At 42.7% G+C, this 23467-nt stretch carries 21 protein-coding genes; 16 read left to right on the forward strand and 5 right to left on the reverse strand.

Features of this window, described 5'->3' with window-relative positions:
* The first annotated feature begins 7 nt into the window (after window positions 1-7).
* The 4 genes from ACXAFK_RS13255 to ACXAFK_RS13270 all read left to right on the forward strand — a co-directional run bounded on the left by ACXAFK_RS13255 (window position 8) and on the right by ACXAFK_RS13270 (window position 3768).
* Entirely contained in the window at window positions 8-1261 is a 1254-nt protein-coding gene (locus ACXAFK_RS13255) for a DUF3667 domain-containing protein (protein ID WP_474958057.1), read from the forward strand.
* Between the two features lies 1 nt (window position 1262).
* A complete protein-coding gene (gene apaG, locus ACXAFK_RS13260; protein ID WP_252080342.1) occupies window positions 1263-1649 on the forward strand; it encodes a Co2+/Mg2+ efflux protein ApaG in 387 nt (128 codons plus the stop codon).
* A 70-nt stretch (window positions 1650-1719) separates the two neighbouring features.
* Window positions 1720-3348: an L-glutamate gamma-semialdehyde dehydrogenase gene (gene pruA, locus ACXAFK_RS13265; protein WP_474958058.1), complete on the forward strand. Its 1629-nt coding sequence runs from the start codon at window positions 1720-1722 to the stop codon at window positions 3346-3348.
* Window positions 3349-3645: 297 nt separating this feature from the next.
* Window positions 3646-3768 carry a hypothetical protein gene (locus tag ACXAFK_RS13270; protein ID WP_262902867.1) on the forward strand — a complete coding sequence of 41 codons (123 nt, stop codon included), beginning with the start codon at window positions 3646-3648 and terminating at the stop codon, window positions 3766-3768.
* A 1-nt stretch (window position 3769) separates the two neighbouring features.
* Here ACXAFK_RS13270 and rsmG read toward each other — a convergent pair whose 3' ends face one another.
* On the reverse strand, window positions 3770-4405 hold the full coding sequence (gene rsmG / locus ACXAFK_RS13275; RefSeq protein WP_252080344.1) for a 16S rRNA (guanine(527)-N(7))-methyltransferase RsmG: 636 nt from the start codon (window positions 4403-4405) through the stop codon (window positions 3770-3772).
* Window positions 4406-4519: 114 nt separating this feature from the next.
* On the opposite strand from rsmG, the gene ACXAFK_RS13280 reads away from it, so the two are divergent.
* Together ACXAFK_RS13280 and ACXAFK_RS13285 are read left to right on the forward strand one after the other, a co-directional pair.
* Window positions 4520-5623, forward strand: a complete 1104-nt coding sequence (locus ACXAFK_RS13280) for a fatty acid desaturase family protein (RefSeq protein ID WP_224837581.1) — start codon at window positions 4520-4522, stop codon at window positions 5621-5623.
* A gap of 13 nt (window positions 5624-5636) precedes the next feature.
* Window positions 5637-6821, forward strand: a complete 1185-nt coding sequence (locus ACXAFK_RS13285; RefSeq protein WP_474958059.1) for a pyridoxal phosphate-dependent aminotransferase — start codon at window positions 5637-5639, stop codon at window positions 6819-6821.
* 90 nt (window positions 6822-6911) lie between these two features.
* On the opposite strand, the gene ACXAFK_RS13290 is transcribed toward ACXAFK_RS13285, so the two are convergent.
* Together ACXAFK_RS13290 and trkA are read right to left on the reverse strand one after the other, a co-directional pair.
* Entirely contained in the window at window positions 6912-8402 is a 1491-nt protein-coding gene (locus ACXAFK_RS13290) for a TrkH family potassium uptake protein (RefSeq protein ID WP_293296411.1), read from the reverse strand.
* Entirely contained in the window at window positions 8402-9751 is a 1350-nt protein-coding gene (gene trkA, locus ACXAFK_RS13295; protein ID WP_293296413.1) for a Trk system potassium transporter TrkA, read from the reverse strand. The genes ACXAFK_RS13290 and trkA overlap by 1 nt, the downstream gene beginning before the upstream one ends.
* A 194-nt stretch (window positions 9752-9945) precedes the next feature.
* Between trkA and ubiE the strand changes: the two genes are divergently transcribed.
* Window positions 9946-10674, forward strand: a complete 729-nt coding sequence (ubiE, locus tag ACXAFK_RS13300) for a bifunctional demethylmenaquinone methyltransferase/2-methoxy-6-polyprenyl-1,4-benzoquinol methylase UbiE (protein WP_474958060.1) — start codon at window positions 9946-9948, stop codon at window positions 10672-10674.
* Between the two features lie 4 nt (window positions 10675-10678).
* Entirely contained in the window at window positions 10679-11377 is a 699-nt protein-coding gene (gene porT / locus ACXAFK_RS13305) for a type IX secretion/gliding motility protein PorT/SprT (protein WP_224837576.1), read from the forward strand.
* Between the two features lie 5 nt (window positions 11378-11382).
* On the opposite strand, the gene ACXAFK_RS13310 is transcribed toward porT, so the two are convergent.
* Window positions 11383-12102 (reverse strand): TrmH family RNA methyltransferase, encoded by a 720-nt coding sequence (locus tag ACXAFK_RS13310; RefSeq protein ID WP_474958061.1) that lies wholly within the window; start codon window positions 12100-12102, stop codon window positions 11383-11385.
* Window positions 12103-12126: 24 nt separating this feature from the next.
* Between ACXAFK_RS13310 and tamL the strand changes: the two genes are divergently transcribed.
* The 3 genes from tamL to accD are packed head-to-tail and all read left to right on the forward strand — an operon-like array spanning window position 12127 to window position 16720.
* Window positions 12127-14712, forward strand: a complete 2586-nt coding sequence (gene tamL, locus ACXAFK_RS13315) for a translocation and assembly module lipoprotein TamL (protein WP_474958062.1) — start codon at window positions 12127-12129, stop codon at window positions 14710-14712.
* Between the two features lie 52 nt (window positions 14713-14764).
* A complete protein-coding gene (gene fbaA, locus ACXAFK_RS13320; RefSeq protein WP_293296417.1) occupies window positions 14765-15832 on the forward strand; it encodes a class II fructose-bisphosphate aldolase in 1068 nt (355 codons plus the stop codon).
* A gap of 27 nt (window positions 15833-15859) precedes the next feature.
* Window positions 15860-16720: an acetyl-CoA carboxylase, carboxyltransferase subunit beta gene (accD, locus tag ACXAFK_RS13325; protein WP_224837573.1), complete on the forward strand. Its 861-nt coding sequence runs from the start codon at window positions 15860-15862 to the stop codon at window positions 16718-16720.
* A gap of 47 nt (window positions 16721-16767) precedes the next feature.
* Here the strand turns inward: accD and ACXAFK_RS13330 are convergent, their stop codons facing one another.
* On the reverse strand, window positions 16768-17643 hold the full coding sequence (locus ACXAFK_RS13330) for a hypothetical protein (RefSeq protein WP_474958063.1): 876 nt from the start codon (window positions 17641-17643) through the stop codon (window positions 16768-16770).
* Window positions 17644-17795: 152 nt separating this feature from the next.
* Here ACXAFK_RS13330 and rpsO point away from each other — a divergent pair, with 152 nt between their 5' ends.
* The 5 genes from rpsO to ACXAFK_RS13355 all read left to right on the forward strand — a co-directional run bounded on the left by rpsO (window position 17796) and on the right by ACXAFK_RS13355 (window position 23446).
* Window positions 17796-18065 (forward strand): 30S ribosomal protein S15, encoded by a 270-nt coding sequence (gene rpsO / locus ACXAFK_RS13335; protein WP_224837571.1) that lies wholly within the window; start codon window positions 17796-17798, stop codon window positions 18063-18065.
* 220 nt (window positions 18066-18285) lie between these two features.
* Window positions 18286-20517: a polyribonucleotide nucleotidyltransferase gene (locus ACXAFK_RS13340; RefSeq protein WP_474958064.1), complete on the forward strand. Its 2232-nt coding sequence runs from the start codon at window positions 18286-18288 to the stop codon at window positions 20515-20517.
* A 237-nt stretch (window positions 20518-20754) separates the two neighbouring features.
* The gene (locus tag ACXAFK_RS13345) at window positions 20755-21618 is read left to right on the forward strand and encodes a sigma-70 family RNA polymerase sigma factor (protein ID WP_100817395.1); all 864 of its coding nucleotides are present in this window, start codon (window positions 20755-20757) and stop codon (window positions 21616-21618) included.
* Between the two features lie 188 nt (window positions 21619-21806).
* On the forward strand, window positions 21807-22466 hold the full coding sequence (gene rpe, locus ACXAFK_RS13350; protein WP_474958065.1) for a ribulose-phosphate 3-epimerase: 660 nt from the start codon (window positions 21807-21809) through the stop codon (window positions 22464-22466).
* Window positions 22466-23446: a YpdA family putative bacillithiol disulfide reductase gene (locus ACXAFK_RS13355; protein WP_474958066.1), complete on the forward strand. Its 981-nt coding sequence runs from the start codon at window positions 22466-22468 to the stop codon at window positions 23444-23446. The genes rpe and ACXAFK_RS13355 overlap by 1 nt, the downstream gene beginning before the upstream one ends.
* The last annotated feature ends 21 nt before the right edge of the window (window positions 23447-23467 follow it).

The following is a 23467-nucleotide window of genomic DNA, read 5'->3' on the forward strand; positions in this document are numbered from 1 at the left end:
GGGCAATATGGGCAAAAAAGGCGGTTTGATCACAAAAGGTCGATACGAGCTTCAGTTTAGAGGTGTAGAATGCCTTAATTGTGGACACCCCCTGGATGTAAGCGATAGATATTGCCCCAACTGCTCACAGGCCAATAGCACCAAAAAACTCACGCTCAAAGATTTTTTTGACGAGTTTTTTTCCAACCTCATCAATTACGACTCAAGATTATTCAAAACATTATCGGCACTGTTACTAAAGCCAGGCCGAATGACCAGGGATTATGTAAATGGCAAACGAGTCACCTATACCAATCCATTCCGTTTTTTATTGAGTGTGGCCTTTGTTTACTTTTTGATGGTGACCTACAACAACCAGTTCGCCAATTTGGATGAAGCCGCAAAAGATTTTGATGGGACTATATATAATGGGGCTTTTGGCGTTGACCTAAACTCAGGAGATTTAAAAATTGATAGTGTGGCATTCAAAAAACAGTCCGATCAAGCCATAACACGATTGGACTCCATACAAAAAGCAAACCCCGAATTCCTTTCTGGACTCTCAATATTGGACTCCTCACAAATACATGGACAAAACCCGGCCGAACAGCAACAATTCATGGACACTTTGGGCACATTTGTGAACACCATGAACCAGATAAAAAAACGAAAGGATTCTTTTATGCATGCCAATCCAAAAGCCTATTTTAACACACTCGAAGAAAAGTCGGGAATAGAGGCTTTCTCGAAAAAAGCAGAGTTTTTTGGATTGTACATTAAAAAAGACACCCTCTATAACTTTGAACAGGCCCAAACGCGGTATAATATTAAGGAGAGCACCACCAATAAAATGGCCTTTAATTTTTCCAACAGCATATGGAAGGTAATGAGCAGACCCGGAACCTGGATAAACGACACCATTTCCAAGCTCCCATTTGTTATATTTTTCTTTATGCCCGTGTTCACCCTCTTTATATCTTTGGTTTACATCAGAAATAAATATACGTACACCGATCATCTCATATTTAGCTTTCACAATCAATCACTCTTGTTTATCTTGCTCATCCTTAGTCTTATATTGGATTCAATTTTCAATATAGACAGTGCAGGGATCTTCTTGATCATATTCGGTATCTACCTATATAAGGCAATGCGAAATTTTTATGACCAAGGCCGATTTAAAACTATTATTAAGTACATCTTTCTGAACACTATATTTATGATTTTGGCCTTTCTGACCATCATAGTTACGTTTACAGGAAGTGTTTTTACCTATAACTGATATGTTCACACAAGTTACCAAAGGAATTAAAGTCTCGGTCAGCACTACTTTTGAAGGCACTTTCTTTAAAAACTACAAAGTACACTATGCATTTGGCTACACCGTAACCATTGAAAATCTTGGCAAGGACACCGTTCAGCTTACCGCCAGACATTGGGATGTATTCGATGCTCTCAAAGAAATGGAAACCGTCGATGGTGAAGGTGTTATAGGAAGAAAGCCGGTTATAAAACCCGGAAAATCCCACACCTATAGTTCAGGGTGCCTCTTGGCCTCGCCTGTGGGCGCCATGCGCGGACACTACCACATGGTAAACTTTTCTACCGCCGAAGAATTTGAGGTAGAAATCCCCACTTTTAAGTTTGCAGCTCCCTTCGCTATAAACTAATCCACATCATTTTATAATCGCAACAGGTTTCATTACCTTTGGTCGCATTGTAAAACATAAAAATATAACTATGGGAAAAGGATTTTTTCAAGTTCCGACCGCTGTCAACGAGCCGGTATTAAGCTATGCTCCAGGTTCTCCAGAACGAGAAGAAGTACTCGAACAATATAAGGCGTACTACAATGGCAAGGTGGAAGTACCACTTTACATTGGGAACGAAGAGATAAAAACAGGCAACACAAGACCCATGTCCCCGCCGCACGACCACAGGCACATTGTGGGACACTACCATTTGGCGGAAAAAGCACATGTGGAAAAGGCCATCGCCAATTGCCTTGAATCCAGAAAGGCCTGGGCCGACCTGACCTGGGAACAGCGTGCCGCCATTTTCTTAAAGGCCGCAGAACTGATCGCAGGGCCCTACCGCGCCAAAATGAACGCCGCCACAATGATCGCGCAATCCAAGAACATTTATCAGGCCGAGATAGATTCTGCCTGCGAAATTGTCGACTTTCTGCGTTTCAACGTGGAGTACATGTCACAGATATACAGCGAGCAACCGGAATCCTCCGAGGGAATCTGGAACCGTGTGGAATACCGCCCCCTTGAGGGCTTTGTGTACGCCATAACCCCGTTCAACTTTACCGCCATTGCAGGCAACCTGCCCGCCAGCGCCGCCATGATGGGAAACGTAGTGGTATGGAAGCCGAGCGACAGCCAGATATTCTCCGCCAAGGTAATCGTCGATGTGTTCAAAGAGGCAGGATTGCCCGATGGCGTGATCAATGTGGTCTACGGTGACCCGGTAATGGTTTCCGATACCGTATTGTCAAGCCCAGACTTCTCCGGAATCCACTTTACCGGCTCCACGGATGTGTTCAAATCCCTTTGGAAACAGATCGGGAACAACATACACAGGTACAAGACCTACCCTAGGATCGTTGGGGAGACCGGGGGCAAGGATTTCATTATTGCACACCCGACGGCAAAACCCAAGCAAGTGGCCACCGCCATTACCCGTGGGGCCTTCGAGTTCCAAGGACAAAAATGTAGTGCGGCATCCAGGGTATATCTTCCCAAATCCACGGCCAATGAAATTTTGGAATTGGTGAAAGCTGATATAGCCTCCTTCAACAAACCTGGCTCACCGGAAGATATGGGCAACTTTATCACCGCTGTGATACACGAAGGTGCATTTGACAAATTGGCCAGCTATATAGACAAGGCCAAGGCCGACAAGGATGCAGAGGTAATCGCAGGGGGAAATTACGATAAATCCGTGGGCTACTTTATAGAACCCACCGTGATCTTGACCACCGACCCGCAGTACGAGACCATGTACACCGAACTGTTCGGGCCCATTGTTACCGTTTATGTCTACGAGGACAAGGATTGGAGCGAGACCCTAAAACTGGTGGACGGAACTTCCGAATATGGACTTACCGGCGCCGTGCTTTCCGCGGACCGCTATGCCATAGATGAGGCCACCAAGGCCTTACAGAACTGCGCGGGCAACTTTTACATCAACGACAAGCCAACCGGTGCCGTTGTGGGACAACAGCCTTTCGGCGGCGCAAGGGCCTCAGGGACCAACGATAAGGCCGGATCCATGCAAAACCTCTTGCGATGGGTATCGCCAAGGTTGATCAAGGAAACTTTTGTTACCCCGGAGGATTATCGATATCCTTTCCTGGGTTAAGCAACAGACGAAAAAACTGCACAAAGGCCGTCACTCTAAAAAAATGACGGCCTTTTTTATGCACTGAAATTACCATTCCATTGATTGTTAACCGAAATGCCGTTGACCTCTATTAACAAATCCAAACAGTAATCACAAAGACATTTTCAACACCTCAACACATTCATTTAATGTGATTTACACACATAAACAAAATATCATAAAGCATCAAAACACAATTTCAATGTAAATTTAACGTTAACTAATTGTAAATTAAACGTAATACAACTATATTTGTATGACATAAATCAATTAGTTATGATAGATAGAATTAATGCATGGACGAGATTGATGGCAAGAAAATATCAGCAATTGTGGCTCTACGCCAAGAATTACGCCAGAAAATGCAGATTGGTATATAAGAGAATGTACAGTATCTAAACTAGCCTTTAAATTTCTGAGGCAGGTACACTACCTTTTTGGTCTCAAAAAACTGCTCTTCAAAATACTCGTTTAAATCAAAGACCTGAACGGTCTCATAACCTTTCAGTTCATCAGAGAGATCTCCGCCCTTAAGGTAAAGAATACCATTTTTACGTTGATGGGCGGAATCTTTTTTGATTTTCCCTTTGGTCCAATGAACAAAGGTGGGCATTGCGGCCACTGCACGACTCACAATAAAATCGAACTGCCCAGGGATATCCTCCACACGGGAATGGTGCGTTTGTACATTCTGAAGCCCGAGTCCTTCCACCACCTCGTTTACCACTTTTATTTTTTTGCCAATGGCATCAACAAGGGTAAATTTCACGTTCGGAAATAATATCGCCAAAGGAATTCCCGGAAATCCACCGCCTGTACCTACATCCAAAACACTGGACCCCTCATTAAATACCTGGATCTTTGCGATTCCAAGAGAATGAAGCACATGCCTCAGGTACAGCTCATCGATATCCTTTCTGGAAACCACATTTATTTTTTGGTTCCAATCATGGTAGAGCTCTTCCAACTTGGCAAATTGCTCTTTTTGCTCATCGTTGAGCGTCGTAAAATATTTGAATATAAGTCCCGAATTCATTCTCCAAACGTTAATTTTACAAATTTAATATTTTTAGCGTGCTTAACACCGTTCTAACACAACAGTGTAAGCTCGAAAGAAGCATTTTAATTACATTTGTAAAAAACTTTTTTTATGGATAAGAATACCATCCGGTTTTCACGAAAGGATTCCGCACAATTTTTCAGGACACTGAACAAGAGAGTGAACGAATACTTTAAAGAAAACAACCTCAAGAAAACCGGGAACTGGAAACTTCACTTGAAAACCATTGTGATGTTCGCCATCTTTTTGACCCCTTATTTTTTAATGTTGACCCTGGACCTGCCTTTTTGGGGCTACCTATTGCTCTCCATAACCATGGGAGTTGGGATGGCCGGCGTTGGGATGAATGTGATGCACGATGGAAACCACGGTGCCTATTCCAATAAAAAATGGGTAAACAAACTCATGGGAAGCAGCATTTACATTTTGGCCGGAAATGTGTACAACTGGCAAGTACAACACAATGTTCTGCACCACACATACACCAACATCCATGAGCACGACGAAGATATGGAAGCAGGCAGGATCTTAAGGTTCTCCAAGCATGCAGAGTGGAGGAAACACCACAAATTCCAACACTATTACTCTATTTTCCTTTACGGATTATTGACATTCAATTGGGCAATAACCACGGATTTTCAACAAATGTACCGTTACATGAAGAGAAAATTGAGCTATGGTAAATTACCCAATCCGGTAATCAATTGGAGCACTTTGGTGATCACCAAAATAATCTACTTGACCATCTGGATCATACTTCCATTGATTTTTGTTGATATTGCTTGGTGGCAGGTATTGCTAGGCTTTTTTATTATGCACTACGTAGCTGGAGTAATACTTAGCGTGGTATTCCAATTGGCCCATATTGTGGACCATGCCGATACACCGTTACCGGACAATGAAGGAAACATGAAAAACACCTGGGCCATCCATCAATTGTTCACAACCGTGAACTTCGGCACCAAAAATAGAATAGTCAACTGGTTTACAGGAGGATTGAACCACCAAGTGGAACACCACATCTTTCCAAACATCAGCCATATACATTACACAAATATTTCCAAAATTGTGAAACAGACGGCTCAGGAGTTCAATTTACCGTATCACGAGTACAAAACTACCAGAAAAGCTATAATTTCACACTTCAAACACCTTAAGGAGCTAGGCAAAAAACCTACCCTTCAATATCAGTAAAAAAGAAGTACAAATGAGCAACCATCTATCTGACAGGATCAAGAATATGTCCACGTCAGCAACATTGGCCATGGCAGCCAAAGCCAGAGAATTAAGAAGTGAAGGAAAGGATATTATCGGATTGAGTTTGGGCGAGCCGGACTTTAATATTCCTGATTTTATAAAAGATGCCGCAAAAAACGCCATCGACGAAAACTATAGCAGTTACACCCCTGTTGATGGATACGCCGAACTAAAGACCGCTATCTCCAACAAATTTAAAAGAGATAATGACCTTGACTATGGATTGAATCAAATTGTGGTCTCCACAGGCGCAAAACAATCCTTGTTCAATGTTGCGATGGTGGTTTTAAATCCGGGTGACGAAGTAATCCTGCCCGCTCCATACTGGGTAAGCTACAGTGATATTGTAAAGTTGGCCGAAGGAGTACCTGTGGAAGTTCTCACACAAATCGATACCGATTTTAAGATGACCCCCGCTCAATTGGAAGCTGCAATTACACCTAAAACCAAAATGATCTGGTTTAGTTCACCCTGCAACCCAAGTGGTTCGGTATACAGTAAAAGCGAATTGGAAGGCCTGGCGGAAGTGCTGAAAAAACACCCAGATATTTATGTTGTATCGGATGAAATTTACGAACATATCAATTTTGCGGGTGGCCATGTGAGCATTGCCAGTATCGATGGAATGTACGACAGAACCATTACCGTGAACGGGGTATCCAAGGCGTTTGCCATGACAGGCTGGCGAATTGGTTACATCGGCGCACCGGAATGGATTGCCAAAGGATGTACCAAATTACAAGGGCAAGTGACAAGTGGTGCCAACGCCATTGCTCAACGAGCTGTGATCACCGCATTGGAAGCTCCAGTGAGCAAAATCCAATATATGATCGACAAGTTCCACGAAAGAAGGGATCTTGTTTTAGAATTATTAGGGGAAATAGAAGGTTTTAACCTCAACGTGCCCGAAGGCGCATTTTATGTGTTTCCGGACATATCCGCTTTCTTTGGCAAAGCCTTGAACGGTGTTGCCATTAACAATGCTTCCGATTTCTCCTTGTATTTATTGGAGCATGCCAATGTCGCCACGGTAACAGGTGAGGCTTTCGGAAACCCGAATTGTATCCGAATTTCTTACGCGGCATCGGAAAAAGAACTAAAAGAAGCGATTGCCCGTATAAAGGCTGTGCTGTAAAATATGGGGTAGCTTTGCTGAACTTTAATTCCGCATTTCGCCGTCCATTTAAAAAAACCTCCCGAAAATAAACTCCGGGAGGTTTTTTAATTAAGTCTTTCTCCAAAAATATGGGGTAAGTACAATGAGTACGGTAAACAGTTCCAATCGTCCCAAAAGCATCAAAAAAGCGCACCACCATTTTCCTGCTGCAGGAAGGCCATTATAATTGCTCACGGGGTTTAAACTGCCCAAAGCTGGGCCTACATTTCCCAAAGAGGAGGCTGAACCGCCAACTGCAGAAATAAAATCCAACCCCAAGAAACCCAGCACTAAAGAACCAATTATGAATAGGAGCATGTACAGCACAAAAAAGGCGATTACATTATAGACAATGTGTTCTGTTACGGTCTTCTGGTTGTATCGTACCGGTATCAACGCGTTGGGATGCAAGGTTCGCTTAAATTCCAGAATACCGTTTTTTATAATCAAAAGGTGACGCATTACCTTGATTCCACCAGCAGTGGAACCTGCGGAGCCTCCAAGAAACATCAATCCAAAAAAGAAAACAGTTAAAAATGGAGTCCATGATGTAAAATCCGCCGTAACAAACCCTGTTGTGGTAATCACCGCGATTACTTGAAATAAGGTGTGGCGAACGGTACTTTCCACCTTGCCCAAAACCATGGGATGAAAATCGGAAATAGGAACATCCGCCCTAAAATACACGCCCAATGCGGCAATTATGGTGAACACAACAATGAATCCGAGATAATATTTAAACTCTTCGTCCTTGAGGATACGTTGCACCTTACCGGTCAAGGCAAAGTAACTGAGTACAAAATTACTACCTGCCAAAAACATGAACAATGCGATAATGTATTGAATGAGTGGTTGATCGTTCCAAAAGGCAACGCTGGCATTTTTGGTGGAGAACCCACCTGTGGACATAGTGGCCAATGAGTGGTTTATGGCATCGAAAAATGACATGCCCGCAAATTTCAGCAAGAATGTTTCCAGTACAGTGTACCCTACATAGATCAACCATAACCTCTTAGCGGTATCCGTAATCCTTGGGTGAAGTTTATCCCCTCCCGGTCCCGGTGCCTCTGCCGCAAACAACTGCATGCCCCCAATTCCCAACAGCGGCAATATGGCTATGGCCAATACAATAATTCCCATTCCCCCTATCCAATGGGTAAGGCTTCTCCAAAGGAGAATTCCTTCGGGAAGCGCCTCGATATCGTCCAAAATTGAAGCACCGGTAGTCGTATAACCGGACATGGTTTCGAAAAATGCATCGGTTATGGATGGTATGGAGCCGGAAAAAAGATAGGGCAACATGCCCGATAGGGACATTACGACCCATCCAAAAGTTACTACGATGTAGCCTTCTTTGCGTTTCACTTCCTTTTTATGTCCCCGGGTGTAGAACATGGCCATCATTCCAAAAAGCATGGTCACAATTGCGGCCAGCATAATATCCATGGTCACACCATCTTTATAAATGCCACTGGCCAAAGCGGCCAAAAGCATAAAAGAGCCATTGCACAGCAACAATAGCCCCATTATATGGATTATGATTCTTGTATTGAGCTTCATTATAGAAACAACTTTTCTATGCGCGGTATGGCCTTGGGCAAACAGCACACCACTACCTTATCACCTTCGGCTATCCTAAAATCACCAAGAGCAATAATCCCTTCCCCGTTACGGATCACACCACCAATACTTGCTTCCCTCGGAAAATTAAGTTCCCGTATTATTTCTCCGTTTACCAGGGAAGTGGCCTTTACTTCGAATTCCAAAATTTCTGCGTTCAAGTTGTTCAATCGGGTCAAGGCCAACACCTCTCCCTTACGGACGTACCTAAAAATGCTATTGGCGGCCAACAGTTTTTTATTAATGAGCGTATCCACTCCAATGGATTGGGACAATTGGAAATAATCCATGTTTTCCACTAGTGCGATGGTCTTCTTTATTTTTTTATTCTTCGCCACTAAACAGGACATTATATTGGTTTCGGAATTACCGGTTACGGCTATAAAGGCATCCATGGATTCCAAATTCTCTTCTTCCAACAGCTCTACATTTCTACCATCTCCATTTATTACAAGTGCGTGGGGCAGATCATCCGCAATATCGAAGGCTTTTTCCTTGTTCTTTTCTATGAGTTTTACGTTGAACTTATTTGAACAAAGGTCCCTTGCTGTTTTGTATCCTACCTTGCTCCCGCCGAGTATCATTACGTTCTTAATATCCTGCTTTTGCATTCCGGACAACTTGTACAACTCCTCCACCCCTTTGTCCGAGGTAATAAAATATACCTGATCGCCTTCTTTAAAAACCGTATCCCCTCTGGGAATCAAAGTAAATTGAGTTCCCGTACGCTGTAAAGCTATGGGCATAAAGTTGAGTTCGGGAAAGATTCGCGCCGCTTCTTTGACCATTTTACCCACAAATGGTGCGTTCTTGGGCAAAATAACGCCGAACATGGTCAATAGGCCTTCTTCAAATTGATACGTATCGTTGAATGCGGATTGATTTAACATTAACTGTATTTCCGTAGCCGCCAAGCGTTCCGGAGAGATCAATTCATCGATACCCAACTCCTCAAACTTGACCAGCTCGCGATTATCCATAAATTCCGTATTCGAAATTCTCGCAATGGTGCGTTTGCACCCCAACTGTTTTGCCAAAACACAGAGGGTTAAATTGGTAGTTTCGGAAGCTGTTACCCCGATCACCAGATCCGACCCATCCACTTGTGCATCTTGTAACACTTGGATGGAGGTTGCATCTCCTCTGAGCACTCTAATGTCCAAATGATTATCTGCATAGGACAATCTTTCTTTATCGGTATCGATCAAGGTAATCTCCTGCGCTTCATAGGACAGTAATTTTGCCAAATGAAACCCCACTTCACCAGCACCTGCAATAATGATTCTCATTAATTAAAATAGGATGTGTTCTTAAATAAACTCTATTTGACCGTAACAAACAACACAAGGAATGGCATGCGATACGTAAATTACATATTTACAACCAAATACGGTATATGATTCCTTTTTGTGGGCAAAATTACACAAATATTTTTGTCCGCATCCCTTATGCTAAGTTGTATATTTGCGAGCAAATTAACGCAATGTCTAAAAAGGTTACCCCATACAAAGAATCCGAACTTGGAAAAAAAGAACAGGTAAAGCAAATGTTCGATACCATTTCCAAAAATTACGACGGCCTTAACCGAGTAATTTCTTTTGGAACGGACATAAAGTGGCGGAAACGAATCGTAGCCTACCTTAAAGACAAATCCCCAAATTCCATTCTGGACATTGCTACGGGAACAGGCGATCTCGCCATTGCCATGACGCAAACCGGAGCGGAAAAAATCGTGGGACTTGATCTTTCTCCGGGCATGTTGGAAGTAGGAAAGCATAAAGTGGTCAACAAAAATCTACAATCCACCATTGAAATGGTGGTGGGCGACAGCGAGAACCTTCCTTTTGAGGATAACTCCTTTGATGCCATCACGGTTGCATTCGGGGTTCGGAATTTTGAAAATCTGGAGAAGGGTCTACAAGAAATTTATCGCGTACTGAAACCACAAGGACATTTTTTGGTCCTGGAGACCTCCGTACCCACCAAAACCCCTTTCAAACAGGGATACAGGGTGTATACAAAATACATATTGCCCACCATAGGAAAACTGTTCTCCAAAGACAGGTCCGCCTATAAATATTTGAGTGAATCGGCATCAGTTTTTCCACATGGCGAGGCTTTCAACAATATTTTGAGAAAAATCGGGTTTATAGGAGTAGAGAACAAACCACAGACCATGGGTGTAGCATCCATTTATGTCGCATCAAAATAGATTAATGAAAAATCTCCTTATCCTTTTTGGACTGATAGTTTTATCCGGTACCAATGTTGTTGCCCAATTTGGTGGCGACCCTATCTTGAACCTTCAGAACGAGGATAAGAAATTTTTGAACTGGGGCTACTACCTTGGTTTTAATCAGTACGATTTTCAATTTGAGTACAAAGAGGATGTTGGCCGGGACATATTGGTGGATAAAACTTTAGGGTTTAATGTAGGTTTGATCGGCGAGCTGAGAATAAACGAGTTTCTTGATGCACGTTTTGAGCCAGGTTTGCTCTACACTTCAAGAACACTAGGATTTCCCGGATTTTCCACGCAAGCAGAAGCAATTCGCGAAGTGCGCTCGACCTATATTCGCTTTCCCTTTCTGTTAAAAGCCAGCACACGTAGAATTGGCAATTGGAGGCCTTTTATTGTTGGTGGCGTGTACACATCCATCAACCTGGGGAGCAACGAAGATAGTTTGGACGACAACAGCACCGGTCAGTTTCGGATGAAACAAAATGTTTATGGGTACGAAGTTGGCTTCGGTATCGATTTTTATACAGAATATTTTAAGTTCACTCCATCCATCAGAGGAGTTTTTGCCCTGACCGACGAATTGGTACCGGACAATGACCCGAACAGCCCATGGACAGGAAATATAAATGCCATGCGCACCCGAGGGATTTTCATCAATTTTACTTTCGAGTAAACCATTTACCGCCTTCTAATTTCGTTTAGCAAGATCCCTGTTGCCGTGGCAACATTTAAGCTTTCGGTACTGGCAGCTCCAAATTGAGGAATGGCTATTTTAGAAGTAATATACTCATCCACTTCATCGGAAATGCCATTGGCTTCGTTACCCATTACCAATATTCCTTTTTGTGGAAGATCAAGCCCATAAACAGAGGCGCCGTCCATAAAAGCCCCATAAACAGGGAGTGATGTATTTTTAAAATAACCGATCAAATCTGTGTAGACAATATTTACCCTGGCAACCGATCCCATAGTCGCTTGCAAAACCTTGGGATTATAGCAATCCACCGTATCCTTGGAACAAACCAATTGTTGTATTCCAAACCAATCGCACAACCGGATAATGGTACCCAAATTGCCCGGGTCACGAACAGCATCCAAAACCACTACCCAATCTTGCAGGTCATCAGTCCCAAATTCAATCATATAAAAAACACCGAGTACACCATTGGGATGTACCAAACTGCTCATTTGCTTTAAATCCCTTTTGGATACCAATTCCGCATCCCCGAATTTTTGGATCTGATCGGCTTTGTCCACAAAAATTTTGAACGGCCGTATTCCCGCTTCCAGCAACTCATTTACAACTTTCTCCCCTTCAACAACAAAGAGTCCATGTTGAGATCGGTACTTTTTTTGCTTTAAGCTAACAACTAGTTTAATTTGGTTTTTTGTAACCATCTAAATCGTGTATTTTTGGCGTCTATGAGGGGTTCATTAGGTCTAATCTGCAACTGGGCAAAAATAGGATTATTGTTTCTTTTGCTATGCATTTCGGGTTGCAATACCTTAAAAAAGGTTGGGGAGGATGAATTATTGCTCACCAAAAACTCCATTTTTGTTGATGATGAAAAAGTAAACAACAGTGAAATAAAGGGCCTAATTTCCCAGAAACCCAACAGCAGCGTACTGGGCTACCCTTTAAAATTGAATCTCTATAATCTGGCAAAGGAAAATCCAGACTCTTCTTTCCAGGATTGGCTTAACCGAAAAGAAAAAAGGGAGAAACGCCTAAACAAACTACTTTCCGAGAAACAGGTAAATCGATTACGCGAATCTTTTATGGTCTCTGGAGCCAGTGAATTCCTAAAAAGAATTGGCGAACCTCCGGTAATTATCGATACAGCGGAAACCAACAAGTCCATTAGGAGACTTAAAGCATTTTACAACAGTAAAGGGTATTTTAACAACGAGGGGAATTACGAAATAGTCGATGTAAAAAACAAGAAAGCTTCGATATCGTACCACATAACATTGAACAAACCCTACATCGTAGATACCGTTCAAAAAAATATTACTTCACCGGAACTGGATTCCATCTACCTAAAGACCGCCAACAAAAGTTTGATCAAACCAGGAGAACAATTTGATCTGGACAAATTTACATTGGAACGGGAACGGCTTACCACTCTTTTTCGTAATTCGGGGGTATATAATTTTCAGGAAAGTTCCATCAACTACGATGTTTTAAGGGATACCACTGTTACTGCAGATGACCAACTAATGGACGTGCTGCTCAACATCAATAAATTTAGAAGCTCCTCGGACAGCACTGATGCGGGCACTCCCTACAAAGTAGCGCGACATAAAAAAATCAATATTTATGCAGACTATGACATAAACGGCACCACCGACACCCTTAAAAGCCTGGCCTACGAAAACTATAATATTTACTATAGCGGAAAGCTCAGGTACAAGCCAAAAGCGCTTACCGATGCCATATTCTTTAAAAAAGACAGTGTGTATCGTGATCTCGACAGGATAAGGACCTATCGCCAGATCACCAACCTCAATACCTTTAAATATCCCAATATTGAGTTTATACCAGATTCCACTCAAACACAACTGGAATCCAACATATACCTCGCTGCCAAACCAAAATATTCGCTCAACCTAAATTTTGATGTAACCCACTCCAACATCCAACAAGTAGGAACCGCTTTTAGTGCTTCGGTAATTACCCGAAATGTTTTTGGAGGTGCCGAAACATTGAACGTTTCTGCAAGAGGGTCCATAGGCCTACTAAGTGATGCCTCCCTATCCAACGAAACCTTTACATCTGAACTTGGCGGGGACATCAACATAACATTTCCCCGTATTTGGTTCCCGTTGAACACCGAAAAAATCATACCCTATTATATGCTGCCGCAAAGTCGTTTATCGGTAGGTACCAACTTCCAGCGGAACATTGGCCTGGACAAACAATCCCTAAATTCCATTTTATCCTATAATTGGTCCCCGTCCGATCGCCTTAAAAACAACATCGAACTGCTGAATGTCGAATTTGTACGCAACGTAAACACAGACAACTTCTATAATGTGTACCAAAACACTTTTTCCAATTTGGACGATATTGCGGATGATTTTCAGGACGACCCCCAATATGCCGAATATTTTAGTGCGGTGGAAAATGAAGGAGATGAACCACGACTTGATATCCCCACGGGTGCCAATAATTTTGCCCAAGATGTATTGAATGGGACACTTACCGTAACCGAAGATGATTTTCAAACCGTAAACAGTATAGAGGAAAGAAGAAGGAGATTAACAGAGAACAACCTCATTTTTGCTTCCAATTTTACACATACCAAAAACAGTAAATCCGGAATAAACGACCTTGACTTTTATCAATACCGAATCAAATTGGAGAGTGCCGGTGGTATGCTGTCCATGCTCACCAACGTAATCCCTTTTAATAAAAACGAAGAGGGCCAGAACCTAGTTTTCGGGGTACCCTTTTCACAATATGCCAAAACCGAGTTCGATTATATACGACACTGGAAAATTGGAGAATCCCAGGTAATCGCGTTCAGAAGTTTTACAGGACTGGCCATTCCCTACGGCAATTCGGACAACGTGCCCTTTGTTCGCAGTTATTTTGCAGGAGGTTCCAACGACAATAGGGCTTGGAACGCTTACGAACTGGGCCCGGGAAAAACCGACAATATCAACGACTTCAACGAGGCCAATCTCAAGCTGGCATTTAACCTGGAATATAGATTCCCGATCGCCGGCGATGTAAAAGGCGCTCTTTTTGCAGATGCAGGGAACATATGGAATGTTTTCGATAACGAAACCAACCCCGATGCCACATTCAATGGTTTTTCATCATTGGGCGACTTGGCCCTGGGAACTGGTCTCGGGCTTCGTTACGATTTCACCTACTTCGTATTTAGGCTGGATGTAGGTTTTAAGACCTACAATCCCGCCAAAGTTGGATCCGATCGCTGGTTCGATGGTTATAACTTTAAAAGAGCCGTCTTCAACATCGGAATCAATTATCCTTTCTAGAGCAAATAATTTATTACTTTTGTTTCCTATTTAACTCGAAACCACTAATAATATGTCCCACAATATTAAGCCCGGTGTTGCTACCGGTGACGAAGTTCAAGCAATATTCGATCACGCCAAAGAAAATGGATATGCCCTACCAGCGGTCAATGTAATCGGATCGGATAGCATCAATGCCGTAATGGAAACTGCAGCAGCGTTGAACTCACCCGTAATCATTCAATTCTCAAACGGAGGCGCCCAGTTCAACGCAGGCAAAGGACTTTCCAACGAAGGTCAAAAAGCAGCCATTCTTGGAGCAGTGGCCGGAGCAAAACACGTTCATCAATTGGCAGAGGCCTACGGTGCAACCGTGATTCTGCATACAGACCACTGTGCCAAAAAATTGTTGCCTTGGATAGATGGCCTTTTGGATGCCAGCGAAGCACATTATAAAGAAACAGGAAAATCTTTGTTCAGTTCGCACATGATCGACCTTTCCGAAGAACCCATCGAGGAAAACATCGAAATCTGTAAAGGATATTTGGAGCGAATGAGCAAAATGGACATGACCTTGGAGATAGAATTGGGCATTACCGGGGGTGAAGAAGATGGTGTTGACAATACCGATGTGGACGACTCTAAATTGTACACACAGCCAGAGGAAGTAGCCTATGCCTATGAAGAACTTTCCAAAGTAAGCCCAAGATTTACCATTGCAGCTGCTTTTGGGAACGTACACGGTGTATACAAGCCCGGAAACGTAAAATTGACACCTAAAATCCTTAAGAACTCCCAAGAATTCATCACAGAAAAATATGGCGTAGAGCACAACCATATCGATTTTGTATTCCACGGAGGTTCCGGTTCAACAGTTGAAGAAATCAGGGAAGCTATTGGTTACGGTGTTATTAAAATGAACATCGACACCGATTTACAATATGCTTTCTTGGAAGGCGTTAGGGATTACATCCAAGGTAAATCGGCATACCTTCAGGCCCAGATCGGAAATCCAGACGGTGACGACCAACCCAACAAAAAGTACTACGACCCTCGAGTTTGGCTCAGAGAAGGAGAAAAAACCTTTAGCGAACGCTTAAAAAAGGCCTTCGAAGACCTAAACAACATAAACACCTTATAAACCTTAGTTTAACTAAATATTGATTCCATGTCGTCTTGGTTTAAAAGAAAGGAAAAAGGAATACAAACAGCCACCGAGGAGAAAAAAGACACTCCCAAAGGGCTTTGGTACAAATCCCCTACCGGAAAGATCGTAGAAGCAGAAGATCTTGCCAAAAACTTTTACGTAAGTCCGGAAGATGACTATCACGTGAGGATAGGTAGCAAGGAGTATTTTGAAATACTTTTTGATGACAACAAGTTCAGTGAGCTCGACACAAAAATGACCTCCAAAGACCCCTTAAAGTTTGTGGATACCAAAAAATACTCCGACAGGCTTAAAGCAGCCCAAAGCAAAACAGGCTTAAAAGATGCCGTTAGAACTGCGGTTGGAAAATCGCAAGGAAAGGACATCGTTGTGGCCTGTATGGATTTTAGTTTTATTGGAGGCTCCATGGGCAGTGTTGTTGGTGAAAAAATATCGCGTGCCATCGATGTCGCCAAAAGGAAAAAAATCCCATTTGTGATGATTTCCAAATCTGGAGGGGCACGTATGATGGAAGCAGCCCTATCCTTGATGCAGTTAGCAAAGACATCGGCAAAATTGGCCCAATTGGCCGAAGCTAAAATACCATACATATCGTTATGTACAGACCCTACAACGGGTGGTACAACAGCTTCCTATGCCATGTTGGGCGATATAAATATTGCAGAGCCAGGAGCACTGATCGGGTTTGCAGGACCTCGAGTGGTGAAGGATACTACGGGGAAAGACCTTCCCGAAGGGTTCCAAACCTCCGAATTCCTGAAAGAACATGGTTTCTTGGATTTCATTACCCATCGAAGGGATTTAAAGAAAAAAATCAACTTATACATTGATTTGATCACCAATCAACCCATAAGAAATTAAAAAAAGCCCCGATTATCGGGGCTTTTTCTTTATAATATATCACTCCATCAATTTCTAAATCGGCGCAAGACCACTTCCTCTTCCGCACCATCAGAATATGTTAGAGTTCCCTTGGCATCACAACTGCCATCCCCAAAATCCAAACTTACCGAATTGCCAAGTCGGGATATTTCCAATACTCCGCTCACAATAAATCGACACGATAACTCTCTTCTCAATGGCGTGGTAACTTCCTTCACAAACTCGTTTCCTGCTCTACCGATATAAGTTCGCTTTCCAGTAATCAAAAAAACATTGTCACCCCAAAAACCGGAGCCATACCCCTCTATCCACTCCCGAGTTCTGGTCCCGGTAAACGAAGCTGTTTCCCCGCTAGGCCAAGTTGCTTCAAAAGATCCGTTCGAGGTGCCTTGTGGATTTCCATTTTCATTACTTCTTACCCTAAGAATTTGCGCCTCTCCATCGATTGCCACTTCATTGAAAGTGAAACCGTCCAAAGTCATCTCAATGGTATTGGACGCGGCCTCCAAGTCCAAAGAGTAACTTAAATTAACCGTTCCACTAACAGTATTTCCAGTAGATAGTTCGCAACCTTCGCCAAAATCCAGGACGACTTCTTTTGTATTCTGCGTTAGAATTACGGATACTACAACACAATCTGGCATATAACCAGAAGCATAATCCATTTTTGACCTACTTCCGATTTCATCTGCAGTATAGACATCTTCGGCAATGGCCATAAGTTCCTCTGAAACCATTTCAGTTTCATCACTGTAATTTAGCTCTGTCGAGGAAATTACTTCCGTACTGGTTAGATCTTCTTCAACCGAGGATTCTGTACTGCACGAAACATAGGTCAACATTAAACTTCCCAGAAGGATGGGGGCAATTCCTTTAAACTTCATTTTTAGTTCCTTTCTCATAATACTTGAATTTAATAGGTTTGCCTCTTTGACTTGAATGACAGCAAAAGGTTTAATTTTATGTTAAAATTCGTAGATTAAAAAAAAGAGCCTATCTTTGCACGCTGATTGAAGGTCAATCAATACATAAAAATCATTTAAATAATATTGGAATGTATTTAACGAAAGAAGTTAAAGCCGAGATTTTTAAAAAATACGGCGGCTCAGAGAGCAACACAGGTTCAACGGAAGGACAAATTGCATTGTTCACGCACCGAATCAACCATTTGACAGGTCACCTTAAAAGGAACCATAAGGATTTCAACACCGAACGTTCGTTGGTGGCATTGGTAGGTAAAAGACGTAGTCTTTTGGATTACCTAAAGAAAAAAGATATTGCAAAATACCGTACCTTGATCAAGGAACTAGGTATTAGAAAATAAAAATACAAGGGGAGGCATTGGCTTCCCCTTTGTTTTTGTTGAATCGATTTTCAACAACCAAAAAGTCCCGGGAAATCGGGCAAACACAAAAAGCTACAAATAGTTTTTCATTGGTCAAGTGCCAAAGGCACACACAACAACAACACAACCCGACCGCCCGGAAGGCGGTAGACCAAATGTTTAACGACCCGGAAATAGTTATTCGGGTAAGATTAATTTTATGATTCCAAAAACATTCAAAGAGGTCATAGACCTTGGTGACGGTAGAGAGATTTCTATCGAAACCGGAAAATTGGCAAAACAGGCCCACGGTTCTGTAGTTGTACAATCCGGCAAATGTATGCTATTGTGTACAGTTGTTTCCAACTATAAAGCCGCAGATGTCGACTTTTTGCCCCTAACCGTGGATTACCGCGAAAAATTTGCTGCCGCAGGGCGCTACCCTGGCGGTTTCTTTAAAAGAGAAGCAAGACCAAGTGACGGAGAGGTATTGACGATGCGCTTGGTGGACAGGGTATTGAGACCATTGTTCCCAAAAGACTACCATTCCGAAACACAGGTAATGATCCAATTGATGTCTCACGACGAAGACGTTATGCCCGATGCAATGGCCGGTTTGGCAGCATCAGCCGCCATTCAACTTTCGGATTTCCCATTCGAATGTGCTATTTCGGAGGTTCGAGTAGGTAGGGTAAACGGTGAGTTCATCATCAACCCAACAAGGGAGCAATTGAAAGAATCCGACATTGATATGATGATCGGTGCTTCTGCAGATTCTGTTATGATGGTAGAAGGTGAAATGGACGAGATTTCCGAAGAGGAAATGGTAGAGGCCATCAAATTTGCACACGAAGCCATTAAAGTACAATGTGCAGCTCAGGAAAAATTGGCCGAAGCTTTCGGCAAAAAAGAAGTTCGCGAGTACGAGCCAGAAGCCGAGGACGAAGTGCTTCAGAAGAAAATCCACGACATGGCCTACGATAAGGTGTATGAAGTGGCCAAAGCAGGTTCTTCCAAGCATGAGCGTGGTGAAGCCTTTGCCGCCATTAAAGAAGAAATAAAAGCATCTTTCTCCGAAGAAGAGTTGGAAGAAATTGGCGACTTGGTTTCCAAATACTACCATAAAACCGAAAAAGAAGCCGTTAGAAACCTTACTTTGAACGAAGGTCTTCGATTGGACGGACGTAAAACAACAGATGTTAGACCGATCTGGTGCGAAACAGACTATCTGCCATCCGTACATGGTTCAGCCATCTTTACACGAGGAGAAACACAGGCATTGGCAACGGTTACCTTAGGCACATCCAGAGAGGCGAACCAAATAGATATGCCATCTTACGAAGGTGAAGAAACATTCTATTTGCACTACAACTTCCCTCCTTTCTCAACTGGCGAAGCACGACCAATCCGTGGTACTTCCCGTAGAGAGGTCGGACACGGTAACTTGGCACAACGTGCACTTAAAGGAATGATTCCAGAGGACTGCCCATATACCGTTCGTGTTGTTTCCGAAGTATTGGAATCCAATGGTTCATCCTCAATGGCAACCGTATGTTCGGGTACCATGGCGTTGATGGACGCCGGTGTTCAGTTGAAAAAACCTGTTTCCGGTATCGCCATGGGATTGATCACCGATACAGAAACCGGTAAATATGCCGTACTATCCGATATCTTGGGCGATGAAGACCACTTGGGAGACATGGACTTTAAAGTTACAGGTACTGCGGATGGTATCACTGCTTGCCAAATGGATATTAAAGTAAAAGGACTTTCTTACGAAATCTTGGTAAAAGCTTTGATGCAGGCCAAAGACGGAAGAATGCATATCTTGGGCAAACTAACCGAAACAATTGCCGAGCCAAGACCCGAAGTTAAATCCTACGCTCCAAAAATTGTTACCAGAATTATTCCTGGAGAATATATTGGAGCATTGATCGGCAAAGGTGGAGAAGTTATCCAAGAGCTTCAGAAAACAACCAACACTACAATTGTTATCAACGAAGACCCCGATACCGAAGAAGGTATTGTGGAAATCTTGGGAACCGATCAAAATGGTATCGATGCCGTATTGGCAAAAATCGATGCCTTGATGTTCAAACCTGAAGTAGGAAGTGTTTATGAGGTTAAAGTGATAAAAATGCTTGACTTCGGAGCAGTGGTGGAATATACAGAAGCACCGGGCAACGAAGTACTGCTTCACGTATCCGAATTGGCATGGGAACGCACTGAAAACGTATCCGATGTAGTGAACATGGGCGATGTTTTTGATGTAAAATACTTCGGTCTAGATCCAAGGACCAAGAAGGAAAAAGTATCAAGAAAGGCCTTGTTGCCAAAACCGGAAGGTTACAAAGAGCGTCCACCAAGAACCGACGGCGACCGCAAGGGTGGTGATCGTAGAGGCGGTGATCGTAGAGGCGGCAACAGAGATAGAAAGCCAAGAAGAGATTAGGTAAATCCTTTCTTTATCCGATAAACCAACCCTAAGGCACTCGCCTTGGGGTTTTGTTTTTTGAGGAATTGTCAGCGTCCAACAATGTCCCTTCGAGCGCAGTGGAAAACTTGCGGTCCCAATACGTAAAAATGAGGTTTTTTTAAAAAAGTGCTGCCAAAATGTAACTTTTTTACTTTTTGAACGTATAACCTAATGAGCTCCGGCTCACAAACTTAATATGAAGGGAAATTTTAGATGAGACAGTTAAAGATTACAAAACAGGTTACCAATAGGGAAACCGCATCGTTGGACAAGTATCTACAAGAAATCGGTAAGGTTGATTTGATTACCGCCGATGAAGAAGTAGAGTTGGCACAACGCATTAAAGCTGGCGACCAGGTAGCCTTGGAAAAATTAACTAAAGCCAACCTAAGGTTCGTGGTATCGGTTGCAAAGCAATACCAAAACCAAGGGTTAACACTGCCCGATTTGATCAATGAAGGCAATTTGGGACTTATCAAAGCAGCGCAACGTTTTGATGAAACCCGTGGATTTAAATTTATTTCATACGCTGTTTGGTGGATCCGCCAATCCATTTTACAAGCTTTGGCTGAACAATCACGTATTGTTCGTTTGCCATTGAACAAGATCGGCTCCATCAATAAGATAAATAAAACTTTTGCTTTCTTGGAGCAAGCGCACGAGCGCCCACCATCTGCTGAGGAAATTGCCAAAGAATTGGACATGACCGTGGAAGATGTGAAACAATCCTTAAAGAACTCAGGCCGTCACGTATCAATGGATGCGCCTTTGATCGACGGCGAGGATTCCAACCTTTACGATGTGTTGCGTAGTGGCGAATCTCCAAACCCTGATAAGGAACTTTTGCACGATTCGTTACGTACCGAAATTGAACGTGCCCTGGAAACCCTTACTCCTCGAGAAGCTGATGTAATAAGACTTTACTTTGGATTGGCCGGCCAACATTCCATGACGTTGGAAGAAATCGGAGAAACTTTTGATTTGACCCGTGAGCGAGTTCGTCAAATTAAAGAAAAGGCGATTAGAAGGTTGAAGCACACGTCAAGAAGTAAGATTTTAAAGACATATTTGGGGTAAAACACCCAAAATCACCAACTAAAGTACAGTTAAACTATCCTTAAATTTGATTTTTGGCAGGAAAGTTGTATTTTAGTAAGATATAACAGTTTATCATGACTGTTCGTTTTTTGATTGATGAATAAACTCCGGCTGATTACCGGAGTTTTTTTCGTTTATGGATGGCCGTAATTGGCTAACTTTGTAACATGAACAAATCAATGATCGCCCCCTCGTTATTAGCATCCGACTTTGCCAATCTTCAGCAAGAAATCGAAATGGTCAACCAAAGCGAAGCCGACTGGTTCCATTTGGACGTTATGGACGGTGTTTTTGTGCCCAACATCTCCTTTGGTATGCCAGTGGTACAAGCCATTGCCAAATATGCAAAAAAGCCGTTGGACACACATTTAATGATTGTAGATCCAGACAGATATATCAAGACTTTTGCGGATCTTGGGGTTCATAATTTATCCGTCCACTACGAGGCCTGTCCCCATCTGCACAGAACACTGCAAGCCATAAAAGCGGAAGGTATGAAAGCCGGTGTGGCGATTAACCCACATACTTCCGTAAAATTATTGGAAGATACCATTCAGGATATTGATTTGGTCATTGTAATGAGTGTCAATCCCGGTTTTGGAGGCCAATCCTTTATAGAAAACACCTATCAGAAAGTAGCGGACCTAAAGGAATTGATCCTTAAGAAAAATGCCGCCACTTTAATTGAAATCGACGGCGGTGTCAATGCCAACAATGTCAAAAAACTGGTAGATGCCGGTGCCGATGTGTTGGTTGCCGGAAGTTTTGTATTTAAAAGCGATAACCCTACCGAAACCATTAAAAAACTAAAAGCAGAAACAGCGTAATGCAGGAATTTGATGTCATCATCATCGGAGGTGGCCCTATTGGAATTGCATGCGGCCTCGAGGCCAAAAAACAGGGTTTATCCTATATCATAATAGAAAAAGGGACTATTGTAAACTCACTTTTCAATTATCCGGTGAACATGCAGTTTTTTTCTTCTTCGGAAAAATTGGAAATAGACGACATTCCCTTTATCAGCAAAGAGGCCAAACCCAAACGCAACGAAGCATTGGAGTACTATCGAAGAATTGTGACCTCCAACCAACTCGACATCCATCTATTTGAAAAAGTAACGGATACCATAAAGCAAGGTGATTTTTTTGTGGTGAAAACCGACAAAAATGACTATCGGGCAAAAAATGTGGTCGTAGCGACCGGATTTTACGACTTACCCAACAAAATGAATGTTCCTGGAGAAGATTTATCCAAAGTCTCACATTATTACAACGACCCCCATTATTATGCCAGTCAAAAACTGGCGGTGGTAGGCGCAAGTAACTCCGCAATAGATGCCGCATTGGAATGTTGGCGAAAAGGCGCCGATGTATCCTTGATTATCCGTGGCCCAGAAGTAGGTTCAAGAGTTAAATATTGGGTACGTCCGGATATTATCAACCGAATCGAAGAAGGCAGCATAAAAGCATATTACAACTCCACGGTCAAAGAGATAAAACCAACGGAAATTGTACTAAATACCCCAGAAGGCGATTTAACTTTGGAAAATGATTTTGTTCTCGCGTTAACCGGATACATGCCCAACTTCGCCTTTTTGGAGAAACTTGGCATTACACTCTCCAGTGACCCCAAACGATTGCCGACCTACGATCCTGAAACGATGGAAACCAATGTTGAAGGTCTTTTTTTAGCGGGTGTGATCTGCGGAGGAATGGAAACCCATAAATGGTTTATAGAAAACTCTAGGATCCATGCGCCCATTATCATGAAAAGTATTGGACAAAAATTAAAGTCCACAACACCATAAAGAAGTTGATTTGCGTCAACA

The organism is Flagellimonas sp. ABD4_174 (assembly GCF_056160185.1).

What these genes read in the sequence shown, in the direction of transcription:
- ACXAFK_RS13255 (WP_474958057.1), top strand. Translation starts at nt 8, where the DNA reads ATGGGCAAAAAAGGCGGTTTGATCACAAAAGGTCGATACGAGCTTCAG.
- apaG (WP_252080342.1), top strand. Translation starts at nt 1,263, where the DNA reads ATGTTCACACAAGTTACCAAAGGAATTAAAGTCTCGGTCAGCACTACT.
- pruA (WP_474958058.1), top strand. Translation starts at nt 1,720, where the DNA reads ATGGGAAAAGGATTTTTTCAAGTTCCGACCGCTGTCAACGAGCCGGTA.
- ACXAFK_RS13270 (WP_262902867.1), top strand. Translation starts at nt 3,646, where the DNA reads ATGATAGATAGAATTAATGCATGGACGAGATTGATGGCAAGAAAATAT.
- rsmG (WP_252080344.1), bottom strand. Translation starts at nt 4,405, where the DNA reads ATGAATTCGGGACTTATATTCAAATATTTTACGACGCTCAACGATGAG.
- ACXAFK_RS13280 (WP_224837581.1), top strand. Translation starts at nt 4,520, where the DNA reads ATGGATAAGAATACCATCCGGTTTTCACGAAAGGATTCCGCACAATTT.
- ACXAFK_RS13285 (WP_474958059.1), top strand. Translation starts at nt 5,637, where the DNA reads ATGAGCAACCATCTATCTGACAGGATCAAGAATATGTCCACGTCAGCA.
- ACXAFK_RS13290 (WP_293296411.1), bottom strand. Translation starts at nt 8,402, where the DNA reads ATGAAGCTCAATACAAGAATCATAATCCATATAATGGGGCTATTGTTG.
- trkA (WP_293296413.1), bottom strand. Translation starts at nt 9,751, where the DNA reads ATGAGAATCATTATTGCAGGTGCTGGTGAAGTGGGGTTTCATTTGGCA.
- ubiE (WP_474958060.1), top strand. Translation starts at nt 9,946, where the DNA reads ATGTCTAAAAAGGTTACCCCATACAAAGAATCCGAACTTGGAAAAAAA.
- porT (WP_224837576.1), top strand. Translation starts at nt 10,679, where the DNA reads ATGAAAAATCTCCTTATCCTTTTTGGACTGATAGTTTTATCCGGTACC.
- ACXAFK_RS13310 (WP_474958061.1), bottom strand. Translation starts at nt 12,102, where the DNA reads ATGGTTACAAAAAACCAAATTAAACTAGTTGTTAGCTTAAAGCAAAAA.
- tamL (WP_474958062.1), top strand. Translation starts at nt 12,127, where the DNA reads ATGAGGGGTTCATTAGGTCTAATCTGCAACTGGGCAAAAATAGGATTA.
- fbaA (WP_293296417.1), top strand. Translation starts at nt 14,765, where the DNA reads ATGTCCCACAATATTAAGCCCGGTGTTGCTACCGGTGACGAAGTTCAA.
- accD (WP_224837573.1), top strand. Translation starts at nt 15,860, where the DNA reads ATGTCGTCTTGGTTTAAAAGAAAGGAAAAAGGAATACAAACAGCCACC.
- ACXAFK_RS13330 (WP_474958063.1), bottom strand. Translation starts at nt 17,643, where the DNA reads ATGAGAAAGGAACTAAAAATGAAGTTTAAAGGAATTGCCCCCATCCTT.
- rpsO (WP_224837571.1), top strand. Translation starts at nt 17,796, where the DNA reads ATGTATTTAACGAAAGAAGTTAAAGCCGAGATTTTTAAAAAATACGGC.
- ACXAFK_RS13340 (WP_474958064.1), top strand. Translation starts at nt 18,286, where the DNA reads ATGATTCCAAAAACATTCAAAGAGGTCATAGACCTTGGTGACGGTAGA.
- ACXAFK_RS13345 (WP_100817395.1), top strand. Translation starts at nt 20,755, where the DNA reads ATGAGACAGTTAAAGATTACAAAACAGGTTACCAATAGGGAAACCGCA.
- rpe (WP_474958065.1), top strand. Translation starts at nt 21,807, where the DNA reads ATGAACAAATCAATGATCGCCCCCTCGTTATTAGCATCCGACTTTGCC.
- ACXAFK_RS13355 (WP_474958066.1), top strand. Translation starts at nt 22,466, where the DNA reads ATGCAGGAATTTGATGTCATCATCATCGGAGGTGGCCCTATTGGAATT.